Annotated in this window: 12 protein-coding genes and 2 pseudogenes; 12 read left to right on the top strand and 2 right to left on the bottom strand. The window is 42.4% G+C overall.

Features of this window, described 5'->3' with window-relative positions; translation table 11 throughout:
- Positions 1-138 precede the first annotated feature (138 nt).
- Positions 139-1,149, top strand: a complete 1,011-nt coding sequence (locus FTT87_RS14795) for a hypothetical protein (RefSeq protein WP_180082218.1) — start codon at positions 139-141, stop codon at positions 1,147-1,149.
- Positions 1,150-1,249: 100 nt separating this feature from the next.
- Here the strand turns inward: FTT87_RS14795 and gcvA are convergent, their stop codons facing one another.
- Positions 1,250-2,161: a transcriptional regulator GcvA gene (gene gcvA, locus FTT87_RS14790; protein ID WP_180082217.1), complete on the bottom strand. Its 912-nt coding sequence runs from the start codon at positions 2,159-2,161 to the stop codon at positions 1,250-1,252.
- A gap of 98 nt (positions 2,162-2,259) precedes the next feature.
- Here gcvA and FTT87_RS14785 point away from each other — a divergent pair, with 98 nt between their 5' ends.
- The 9 genes and pseudogenes from FTT87_RS14785 to FTT87_RS14745 all read left to right on the top strand — a co-directional run bounded on the left by FTT87_RS14785 (position 2,260) and on the right by FTT87_RS14745 (position 8,271).
- Positions 2,260-2,397 (top strand): hypothetical protein, encoded by a 138-nt coding sequence (locus tag FTT87_RS14785; RefSeq protein WP_180175045.1) that lies wholly within the window; start codon positions 2,260-2,262, stop codon positions 2,395-2,397.
- A complete protein-coding gene (locus FTT87_RS14780) occupies positions 2,387-3,070 on the top strand; it encodes a cupin domain-containing protein (RefSeq protein ID WP_180082216.1) in 684 nt (227 codons plus the stop codon). Before FTT87_RS14785 ends, FTT87_RS14780 begins: the two co-directional genes overlap by 11 nt.
- On the top strand, positions 3,067-4,149 hold the full coding sequence (locus FTT87_RS14775; protein ID WP_180082215.1) for an FAD-dependent oxidoreductase: 1,083 nt from the start codon (positions 3,067-3,069) through the stop codon (positions 4,147-4,149). Before FTT87_RS14780 ends, FTT87_RS14775 begins: the two co-directional genes overlap by 4 nt.
- 213 nt (positions 4,150-4,362) lie before the next feature.
- Positions 4,363-4,502: pseudogene (locus tag FTT87_RS14770) on the top strand (MFS transporter); the annotation flags it as partial.
- Between the two features lie 57 nt (positions 4,503-4,559).
- Positions 4,560-4,930: pseudogene (locus FTT87_RS14765) on the top strand (DDE-type integrase/transposase/recombinase).
- A 102-nt stretch (positions 4,931-5,032) separates the two neighbouring features.
- Positions 5,033-5,350 (top strand): hypothetical protein, encoded by a 318-nt coding sequence (locus FTT87_RS16105; RefSeq protein ID WP_251992257.1) that lies wholly within the window; start codon positions 5,033-5,035, stop codon positions 5,348-5,350.
- A gap of 441 nt (positions 5,351-5,791) precedes the next feature.
- Complete coding sequence (locus FTT87_RS14755; RefSeq protein WP_086197561.1) at positions 5,792-6,283, top strand: macro domain-containing protein; 492 nt, start codon at positions 5,792-5,794, stop codon at positions 6,281-6,283.
- A gap of 308 nt (positions 6,284-6,591) precedes the next feature.
- The gene (locus tag FTT87_RS14750) at positions 6,592-8,115 is read left to right on the top strand and encodes a cryptochrome/photolyase family protein (protein WP_086197562.1); all 1,524 of its coding nucleotides are present in this window, start codon (positions 6,592-6,594) and stop codon (positions 8,113-8,115) included.
- Between the two features lie 3 nt (positions 8,116-8,118).
- Positions 8,119-8,271, top strand: coding sequence for a DUF2256 domain-containing protein (locus tag FTT87_RS14745; RefSeq protein ID WP_086197563.1), 153 nt, complete (start codon positions 8,119-8,121; stop codon positions 8,269-8,271).
- Here the strand turns inward: FTT87_RS14745 and FTT87_RS14740 are convergent.
- Positions 8,268-8,519 (bottom strand): TIGR03643 family protein, encoded by a 252-nt coding sequence (locus FTT87_RS14740; protein WP_373423530.1) that lies wholly within the window; start codon positions 8,517-8,519, stop codon positions 8,268-8,270. The genes FTT87_RS14745 and FTT87_RS14740 overlap by 4 nt on opposite strands.
- Before the next feature lie 301 nt (positions 8,520-8,820).
- On the opposite strand from FTT87_RS14740, the gene FTT87_RS14735 reads away from it, so the two are divergent.
- Both FTT87_RS14735 and FTT87_RS14730 read left to right on the top strand, forming a co-directional pair.
- Positions 8,821-10,398, top strand: a complete 1,578-nt coding sequence (locus tag FTT87_RS14735) for a Na/Pi cotransporter family protein (RefSeq protein ID WP_180175044.1) — start codon at positions 8,821-8,823, stop codon at positions 10,396-10,398.
- Between the two features lie 406 nt (positions 10,399-10,804).
- Positions 10,805-10,987, top strand: coding sequence for a hypothetical protein (locus FTT87_RS14730; protein ID WP_086197565.1), 183 nt, complete (start codon positions 10,805-10,807; stop codon positions 10,985-10,987).
- The last annotated feature ends 122 nt before the right edge of the window (positions 10,988-11,109 follow it).

Genomic DNA, 11,109 nt, shown 5'->3' with positions numbered 1-11,109 from the left:
AAATGCCTTTGTGCACTGGAAAATGGGATGTTTACCATCGGTTGGATAATGGGAGCCGGATGAGCTGAGAGGTTCATGTCCGGTTCTGCGAGGGGCTAAGGGTGAAATTCCCTTGGTCTACTCACCCTGACGATTGCCATGCCATGGATTTATCTGGCTCATCTCAAGTATCCGGCATTCCTGCAATACTTCTTTATTGACCAGCAATTTAGCCGCTTCAGTTCCGATCAGTTTAACAACCAGCAACCATGGCCATTTTATCTGCTTTGCTTGATGTTCAGCTTTTTGCCTTGGTTATTTGTTTCACAGTTCAAGTTTTCTAAACAAGCTTTAACCCAGCAACTTAGTCAGCCAATTTTTATCTTGGTGGTATGGTGGTTTATCTCTGTCACGGTATTTTTCTCTATTCCACCATCAAAACTGGTAGGTTACATTTTGCCAGCAACTGCTCCTTTAGCGATCTTAATTGCCACTATGGTTGATAGTGTACTAGCAAATCAGCGTGCTAATAAATTTCAGATATGGTCACCTACATTTTTTGTCCTAATTATTGGTATTGCTTTTGCAACATTACCGGTATGGGCACAGGATAAATCGTTCCTGAATAATGTGAATATGGAACAACTGTACTGGCTCGGCGGCTCGGTTATCATTTCCATTATTTTATTCATGCTTGCTTATCAAAAGCAGCTTATTTCTCATTTCAAACTGGTGTTGGCTGCAGTTGTCGTGCTATGTATGAGCATCAGTTTTGGTGTGAAAATTCTGGATCAAAAAAACAACGCCACCCAAGTTTCATTCCAGAAATATATAACGCCTGATGCGACCATCGCATTTTACAACTATTATTTTTACGATGTGCCATTCTTGATGAATTTACAAAAACCTGTATATCTGGTGGATGACTGGGAACATGTTGGTCTCGACAGTTCTGCATTTCAAATTAAAGATGGTCTTCTGTTTGAACCTGAACGTAAACAGTATCGCTGGTCTGAAAAAAATCTTGCTCAGAAAGTACAATCAGGACAACCGGTCGTGATCTTGGCTCGTACCAACTCTTATAAAAATAGCAATCCTCATGCTCAAGTATTGCACTACCGTAACTATGATGTGTATTTCTTGAACTATCCTCAACAGGTACAAAAATAATATTGGACTATTACTAGTATCCTAGACACATTTTATCTGAGCTACCTTATGTCTAGGATACTGGGAGCAGTCCAATTTGTAATAGTGCAAGTAGTTTGATTCATAGTGCTTCACCCATCAACCATATTTTAAATGCTACCAGTTTTGGCATATTCTGACATTCTTCTCGATACACTATATGATAGGCCAATGTGGAAGAGCATTTCATTTCTGGATATAAACGCCGCAAACGTCCTGTTTTTAAATCATCTGCTGCCATGACACTTCTCGCCAAAGCAATTCCATGTCCATCTATGGCTGCCTGTAATACCGCAGCCGAATTATTGATTTTTAACCCTCGCTGGACCTGTTGATTACTAATCTGATTGTACTGTAACCATGTATTCCAAGTGGTAAAACCTGAATGGGCATCCATGGTTAAATCATGGATTAACGGTAGATTTAATAAATTCTTAGCGTGTTGTAACTGTTGCTGATATTTTTGATAAAAGGCTGGTGAGCAGACAGGAAAAACCTCCTCATCCATTAATTTCTCTGCAACTAATCCTGGCCAGCTCCCCTGTCCATATCGCACCGCAATATCAATTCCATGACGACCAAAATCCACAGGCTTTAAATTGGTATCCAGTCGAATATCAATATCAGGATAGGCTTGTTGAAAGTTATCAATTCTTGGTAGTAACCATTTCGCTGCAAAGGCTGGACTAATGGCAACGGTTAACACTCCTGTCGAGGTTTGAGCCTGTAATTTTTTCATTCCAAGTGTCAGCCTATCAAACCCAGCACGAATATCAGGCAATGCCATCAATGCTGCTTCAGTTGCCATTAAGCGGGCCTTCCCCCCTGTGCTTCGCTGAAACAGGGTGATACCCAAATAATCTTCCAGACTTTTAACCAGTTGCCCAACTGCTGCAGGGGTAACATTCAGCTCGGCAGCAGCAGCCGAAAAACTGTGATGCCTGGCACTGGCTTCAAAGGCCCTTAATGCATTGAGATATACAGGTGTTTTCATTCTAAAGATTTTCTATCAATCATTAAAAGATTATCTCGTTTGTTTATATAAGACATGAATCATAAAATCAATCTATACGAACGACATACAGCATGCACATGTCAGGGCAAAAATTCAACTTGATAAAGGATCGTATTGTCATGAATAGATTTTCTTTGAAAGTAGTGATTGTTACTGGTGGTGGTGCAGGTATTGGTAAAGAAATTACAATGGATGAGACAAAGCATGTTGATTAATGCTGATTTTTCCCAGATGGCTGTGGTTAAACCCAACGATTATCAATGGGTCAAATCACCTCGTGGTGAAGTTGAACGGGTCATGCTGGATCGAGTGGGGAATGAAACCGCCCGTGCCACCAGTCTGGTTCGTTATGCACCGCAAACCATGTTTCCAGAGCATGAGCATCCTTTAGGTGAAGAAATTTTAGTGCTTTCAGGAACATTCACTGAAAATGGCCATCAGCATTATCCAGCAGGCTGGTATTTACGCAATCCAGACGGTTCAAAACACACCCCATCCAGTGAAGATGGCACACTCATTTTTGTCAAACTCATGCAAATGAGCAAAGATCATACCGAGACGATACGTATCAATACTCATGCGTCTGAAAACTGGCAAACAATCGGTCAACGTCTGATTTGTCCCTTATATGTATCTCATAATGAACATACCTATCTCGAAAAACTTAAACCACATCAAAACTTTGATGAACACAGCTTGAAGGGTATAGAGCTTCTGGTTATACAGGGTGAATTGATTATGAACGGGGAAACTTTTCTGGCAGGTTCATGGGTTCGTTTACCAATTCAAAGCAGTCATCACTTTTACGCGAGTGCAGCAGGTGCAACGCTGTATGTAAAAACAGGCCACCTTTCCTCTGCGCAAAATTTTGTGGAGCAGCAGTCATGATCCAGACCAAGATTGCGATTATTGGTGCAGGGTTAAGTGGTCTATATGCTGCTTATTTACTGGAACAAGCCAAAATCACAGACTATATTGTACTAGAAGCAAGAGATCGTTTAGGCGGTCGTGTGTATTCAGAGCAGGGATTTGATTTAGGTGCAACATGGATCTGGCCTGAACTCAACCCTGAACTCATGCAACTGGTTCAACAACTCAAACTTCCCTTTTATGAACAGTTTGATACAGGTAGGTTCGTCTTTGAAAAAAAACGGGGAATAGCACCGGTACAGTTATCGAGTCCATGGGAATCAACGCAATCGATTCGCCTTGAGGGAGGAATGAGCAGCCTGATTCATGGTTTAGCCCAACAGATTCCTGCACAAAAAATTCTGACTCAACAACAGGTCACACATATTACCCAACAGGAACATGAACGTATTCATTTAACCAGCCAAGACCAAGTCGGCAGCGAAACGCGTGTTGAAGCGAATTACGTTCTGATTGCCCTAGCACCTCGCCTCACTGCTCAACAGATTTTATTCTCTCCAGCCTTGCCTTCATCTCTATTGAGCCAGTGGAACAAGACCGCTACATGGATGGCACCTCATGCCAAGTATGTAGCAGTTTATCCTGAAGCATTTTGGAGAAAACAGGGCTTGTCTGGTCAAGCCAGTAGCCATGTAGGTCCTATGGGTGAAATCCACGATGCATCTACATCTAACGGTTATGCTGCATTATTTGGTTTCTTGGGTATTCCTGCAAATGTCCGCCAGAAAGTCAGTGAACATGAGCTTATGGCACATTGTCGGGCACAACTGATTCGCCTGTTTGGTTTAGAGGCGGCAACACCCGAAGATGAATATATCAAAGACTGGTCAACAGACATTTTCACCGCTACCGAAGAAGACTGGAAAAACCCTGCTAGCTCTCATGGAATGGCACCTGAAAATACCCCGAATGACCATATTGGGACAAACCGTATTATTGGGATTGCCAGCGAATGGTCACGACACTATTCAGGCTATTTGGCAGGGGCAATTGATGCTGCTCAGGTGGGTATTCAGCGTATTCAACAACACGTATGAAATACGATAGCTCATTTTGCACAAGATCTAAAAAGTCATATAGGTTAGCCGGTTTGGCAACTTGGAAATGGTTGAATGAAACATTCCCACTGAAACAGGCACAGCAAACTTATTCAAGAATGAAATCTGGTCAAGTCCAGTTTTGGGTTGTACCGACTGTATACCAAAACTCTCATTCGTTGCTTATTCACCAAAAATTTAGGTTTCGCTCTTATGCTGCAAAATACCATGCACCGTCAGGTTTTATCCTGGCTAGCTCACAATCTTTATTCCAGAACGTTTCAGTGATGGTGATGACGATTGGTGGTTTGGCAGGTGCCAATACCCCGACACTTGCCACACTGCCGATGGCACTGTTGCAAATAGCCGCTAATGGTAAGCTAAATCGTTTTTAGTTACAGGTTAAGCATATGAATCCCTTCCATCGTCGGCATTTTCAGGGCGAAATCATTTTTTGGGCTGTACGCTGGTATTGTAAATATGGCATTAGCTATCGTGAACATCAGGAAGTGCTTTATCACGGTTAAAACAGGAAGGAAAATGTCCGCCCACCCTTGAGCACAGGCAGATTAAATATCACAATAACGTGATTGAATGCGATCATGGTAAGTTAAAGCGCATCATTAGTGCCATGCTGGGGTTTAAATCCATGAAAACAGCTTACGCTACCATTAAGGGCATTGAGGTCATGCATGCACTACATAAAGGTCAGGCTTCGTCATTTTATTATGGGAATTTTCAGGGTGAAGTGTGTCTAATCAACAGGGTGTCTGGTCTCTAAGCTTTTTTTAAAGGGAGATCATCGATTCAGATTCCTATTTGCAACAGTGCCCAAAATAATGATGCTATAAGCTTTCTTCAATAAGATTAGATAGGGAAACAGATGCAGAATAAATCGGGTAGGGAATTACAAGTATTGGGGCAGCTCAGTAAGATTTTACTCACGGTTGCTCTGCTTTTTATTGCTTGGGTATGGTTGCTGCATTTTCCTTGGTCGTGGGTTTTGAATACAATGATTATGATGGAAATATTTGCCGTAGCTTTTGTACTGTTGTGCGAATATCAAGGTAGTGAGGTCAATGGAGCAAGTGGCTGGATTAGCTTTGCTTATTTGATCTTACATGCCTATGTAGCAGTGATTTTGGGAGTAATGCGCTTATTGCTTTGGTTATGGCAGTATGTGTTTGCTTATTTCTTTTGATGAGAGCTGCTTTAAAGAATTAATACGAGTATTCTTTTTTATAATTTTTGGCTGAATATTAGTAAAAATAATTAGCACAAACGTAAGCATCCAGTGAAACATAACTTTTTTCTTTCGGTTTAAAAACCCAATGATTCAATTATATTGCACTTAAGTCTAAGAACAAATGCAGCAGATATGAGACCCAGTTTCAGAAAAGAATGCTAAGCTGAATATAGCAACTTATAGGTTGATTTTTAAACCAATTTATTAATTTTTTGATGCTAATTTTTAATAAAAATGGGATTGCTCTACCTGTAAAATTATAACATAAATTTTTATAAAATTTATTAATTAGCAAAGACTTAGTGGTTATTAAATTAGATAGAAAAATAGCAATGACTAGCTAGAATGAATATAGAAGAGAAGTTTAACAAGACCATTAAAACAGGAGTCAAATCTATGATTTATGAAGTATCTGGAGATATTTTACTGAGTAATGCACGTGCAATTGCCCACGGTGTTGCACCAAATGATAACTTTGCAACAGGTTTAGCTTTAAGTCTGCGTGAATACTGGCCGGCCTTATACAAAGACTTCCGTAACTATTGCCATATTAATCACCCTAAAGCGGGAGAACAATGGACATGGGTGAATGCTGAAGGTCAACGTATCGTCAACCTGATGACACAAGAAGCGGCTTATGATAATGGTTCCAAACCAGGTAAAGCATCGACAGAATATGTCAACCGTACTTTGAAAAACTTAAAAGAGTTGATTGAAGAAGAGAAGATTGAAAGTTTAGCGTTACCACGTCTTGCAACAGGCGTTGGCAGTTTAGACTGGGAAGATGTACGCCCACTGATCTATAAGCACTTAGAAGACTTAAATATTCCAATTTATATCTATACTTTGTACCAAAAAGGCGTAAAAGCGGACGAACCAACTCATTAATTGTTCGCTTGTCTTGTGGAAATAAATTGTTCCCAAACTAATAAAATTGAGTGAGTCAATTTGATACCCCCTCTTTATATTTCATTCAGAGGGGGTATTTTTATGGGGGAATATTCAAAATCTGGATCTAGCAATAGCTTTTACGGGACTGTTCAGTCCTGAAACCTTTGAACAGAAATATTTTAAGAATTTAGAGGAATCGGTTGTCCACAATATTGTCTAGGATCACTTTACTGATCGATATTTTCACAAAAAATTGAAGTCACTATATTTAGACTACGCTATCTTTCACGGGTTCTGAGATCAGTATGCGTTTCGGTTTAATTCTGGGTGACCAGCTTCATCATCAGCTTGCTACACTCAAGGCGCTGGACCGTACCCGGGATGTGATCCTGATGGCTGAAGTTGTTGAGGAAGTCACATATGTCAACCATCATCCGCAGAAAATTGCCCTGATTTTTAGTGCCATGCGTCATTTTGCCAAAGAGCTCAAAGCTGAAGGCTGGCGTGTACGTTATCACACCTTTCAACCTGCTAGTCCGATTCGTAGCCTGCTGGATTTCGTGCAGGCGCAGCAACAGCTATTTCCCGTCACAGAACTGGTGATAACCCACTGCGGTGAATACCGCTTGCAGCAGCAGATTGAACAGCACTGGAGCCAGCAGCTGCAACTGCCGGTACAGTGCCTGAATGATAACCGTTTTTTCTGTAGTCCAGAGCAGTTCCGGAAATGGGCCAGCCGCTACCAGACACTGCGTATGGAATATTTTTATCGGGAAATGCGCAAGCAGACCAGCTATTTGATGCAGGGACAGCAGCCTGTAGGACAACAGTGGAACTATGACAGTGCCAATCGCAAGGCCTGGTCAGGCAGTCCGCCATTGCCTACACCACTGCATTTTGAACGCGATCAGATTGATCTGGAGGTGCTGCAACTGGTTGAATACGAATTTCCCAATCACCCTGGCAGCCTTGACGATTTCCGCTGGGCCACCACACGTAGTAATGCCCTGCTTGCATTGCAGCATTTCATTGATCACAGTTTACCTTATTTTGGCGACTATCAGGATGCCATGGTTCAGGGGGCAGACACGCTGTTTCACAGCTTGCTCTCGCCTTATTTGAACTGCGGCCTGCTGCTGCCCAGAGAAGTCTGTGATGCAGCAGAAGCTGCCCACCATGCCGGTCATGCACCGTTAAATGCAGTGGAAGGTTTTATCCGGCAGATTCTCGGCTGGCGCGAATATGTCCGCGGGATTTACTGGCTGTACATGCCGGAATATGCCAACCGTAATGCACTGCAGCACTCAGCCCCACTGCCACAATTTTACTGGACCGGCCGTACCCGGATGAACTGTATGGCGGAGTGTTTCCGCAATACCTTTCAGCATGCCTATGCGCATCATATCCAGCGTCTGATGGTGACCGGCAATTTTGCCCTGTTAACTGGTGTAGACCCGGAGCAGATCAGCGAGTGGTATCTGGCCGTCTATGCCGATGCCTATGCATGGGTAGAACTGCCGAACACGCTGGGCATGGTGATGCATGCCGATGGAGGCTTGATGGCCAGCAAACCTTATGCGGCTTCGGGTAATTACATCCATAAGATGTCAGATTACTGCAAGCACTGTAGCTACAATGTCAAAACCCGTACCGAGCCGGACAGCTGTCCGTTTAACAGCCTGTACTGGTATTTCATGATCCGGCATGAAGCGATATTCCGCAATCATCCACGTATGGGCATGATCTATCAGCAGCTGGATAAACTTAAAGATCGGCAGCAGATTATAAGCCATGCCCAGCAGCTCCTTAGCCAGATCAATGAGTTATAAACGATGAAAAAACAGCATCTCCCTGAAAAAATATGTATCCACTGCTTGCGCCCTTTTACTTGGCGCAAAAAATGGCAACGCTGCTGGGAGGAAGTCAGATACTGTTCTGAACGATGTAAACGTGAGTCCAGACAGCGGCCAAAACAAAGTGCTTAGAAACGTTTATACTGCCGTGAACAATAGGCCCGAATGACATCGGGTGAACGCAGTTGCAAATGTTTGGTTTTTCGGCCGGTGACCCGTTCACGCCACATTTTAAAACTTGATGCTTTCATATTTTTCCGCATCAAGCGGATCACCGCCGCTTCATTCAAACCAAACTCACGCTGGATGGCTTCAAAAGGCGTTCGATCTTCCCAAGCCATTTCAATGATCCGTGACAGGTCCGCTCCTACATATTCAATTACTTGACGCACCACATACCCCTGATTGCTTTGATTTTTAAAATAAAAATTGAGCGATAAAATTTAAATTTATGTCTCTGTGTATTTTGGTCAGATCAAGCTGACCGACATCATTTTAAAAAAATGCAGATGAATATTTTGTGATTTTTTTACCTGGATTGTATTTTATTGCAGTGCTATCGGGCTTTTGAGCTCAACCCGTGATCAAAATCCCTATGACCAAATCCTATCTTCGGATTGTAGTTAATGACATCGCCTGGATCAGACGGTATGCTGATGCTAAAAACACCTTGGGAAAATTGTGCTCGAAGTTATTGCTCAGCTCTGTGGCGGTATTGGTTTATTCTTGATTGGCATGATTTTAATGACCGACAGTCTTAAGGACATGGCTGGTGAAACCTTACGGCTATGGCTGACCAAATTTACCGGAACACCGTTGAAATCACTATGTTCTGGTATTGGTCTGACCTTGATTGTCCAGTCTTCTACAGCGACGACGCTGGCGACTATCGGTTTTGTCGGAGCTGGAGTATTGAGTTTCTCCCAGGCGATTGGGGTGATTATAGGGGCCAATATCGGAACGACCAGTACCGGCTGGATGGTGGCTTTACTCGGGGTGAAATTTTCTATCACCACTTTTGCCTTACCTCTGATTGCTGTAGGTGCGTTGCTCAAATTATTAACACATGGGCGTTTGGCCTTATTCGGTTTTGTGCTTGCAGGTTTTGGCCTAATTTTCTTTGGGATTGAGCAATTACAGCTTGCGATGTCAGGTCTTGCTCAACAAGTCGATTTGTCCATTTTTCACTATGATTCATTCTGGCAGAAACTGTTTCTGGTCTGGATCGGACTGATCATGACGGTCTTGCTGCAGTCTTCCAGTGCCGCTATTACCGCGACTTTAGCAGCTTTAGCCAGTACTGCGATTGATCTGCAGCAAGCCTTGTTACTGGTGATTGGACAAAATATCGGGACAGTGGCAACCGCAGTACTGGCTGTGATTGGCGGCTCGGTGAATGCCAAGCGGACTGCAGCGGTGCATGTGGTTTTTAATGTGGTCAGTGCGATATTTGCTTTCTTTTTGTTGATTCCCTTATTTAACTGGGTCTACCGTCATGTTCAATATATTGCTGAATGGGATGAAGTCGTCATTGTGGCAGCATTTCATACTTTATTTAGCTTAATCGGCGCATGTATTTTTATGCCCTTGATCCATCCCTTTAATCAGCTCATTTGTAAGTTTTTACCGCAGAAAAAGTCCGGTGCCCTAGAAATTCTGGATGAATCCAATCTGGACATTCCAAGTGTGGCCATCATTGCTGCAGAAAAAGTGACTTATCAAATCCTGATTCAGATGTTTGAGATATTACGTCGTGCATTTCAGGAAGGCGTCAATCTGAGCCCAAAACAATTACAACAATTAGATCAAGAGATTGAGTATCTAGAGGCGTATTTAGAAAAAATAGTCGTTCCAGAATATCAACAGGATAAACAGCGACTGACCTCTTTATTAAGGATGATGGTGTATATTCGGGTTCTACGCAGTGATCTGGAAGGTGTTCCCTATGCACTGGCTATTCGAACCCAACCACAGATTTATCAAGTGGCTTTAGATTTTTTAAATATTCTCGAGCATTATGTCAGCCATCCGGATTTTTTAGAAAATGCTGAAAAGATTGAGAATTTTAAGCAGGAAGTGACCAATCTCAAACAGTGGAGCGATGAGCATCGGACAGCCTTACGTGAGGAAGTGATGCAATATGCCACTTTGAACCGGCTGAGTGCAGCCAGAAGCTTAAAACTGCTGGCAGCAAAACGCTGGCTGGACCGATTAATTGCCCATACCAAAAGATTATCCAAGGTGCTAGCTGAACGTTAATGCCGAGAACAGTTCTTGAATGGTTTTTAGGTAGAGCGACAAGTGAAAATTGTGCTCAATCATGAAGGATGGGGTCATTTGGGGGGACTCGACTATTCAAAATCGAGCTCAAGACTCATTCTGATCATGCGAATACGGTTCTGTCACGTCCCTGCTGTTTCCCATACATGGCCTGATCTGCCCTTTCGATGACGTTTTCCAGTGTTTCATCCTGCCCGACTGTGACGATGGCTATAGTCGCGGTGATAGATACGACTTCGCCATTTTTTAATAGTAAATATCTAGAGAACTTTGGTGCAACAAAGCCAATACAATATAAAACTATCTCTTTTTTTTGCGTCCGCGCATTCTAATTGGGTCGGTTAAACAATCGGTAATTTTATAATTTTTGAAAAGGATAAATAAAATGACCAAGCAACAGCACCCTAAAGATGAATCGGAATCTAAAAGAGCTGAAGAACAGACAAATCAAGAGGATCTTCAGCCACAAAAGAATCCTAAAGATAAATCTGATGAGCATGAAATGCATAAATCAAGTCACTATCATCAGCACCATGATACAACAAGCAATTATAAGCAACCTCATTAGACCTCTTGCGAAAGTCAAAACCACCTCAATCTAAGTTTCATGAGATATCAGAACTTAAACCGTTTTTCAGATTCTGAATTTAAACGCTTGGTTGGCGTACCTCGACCAGTTTTTACCGAAAT

The organism is Acinetobacter sp. YH01022 (assembly GCF_013420235.1).
Taxonomy (GTDB): Bacteria; Pseudomonadota; Gammaproteobacteria; order Pseudomonadales; family Moraxellaceae; genus Acinetobacter.
The sequence above is the reverse complement of the archived record's forward strand: the minus strand, read 5'-3'. Positions and strand labels throughout refer to the sequence as shown.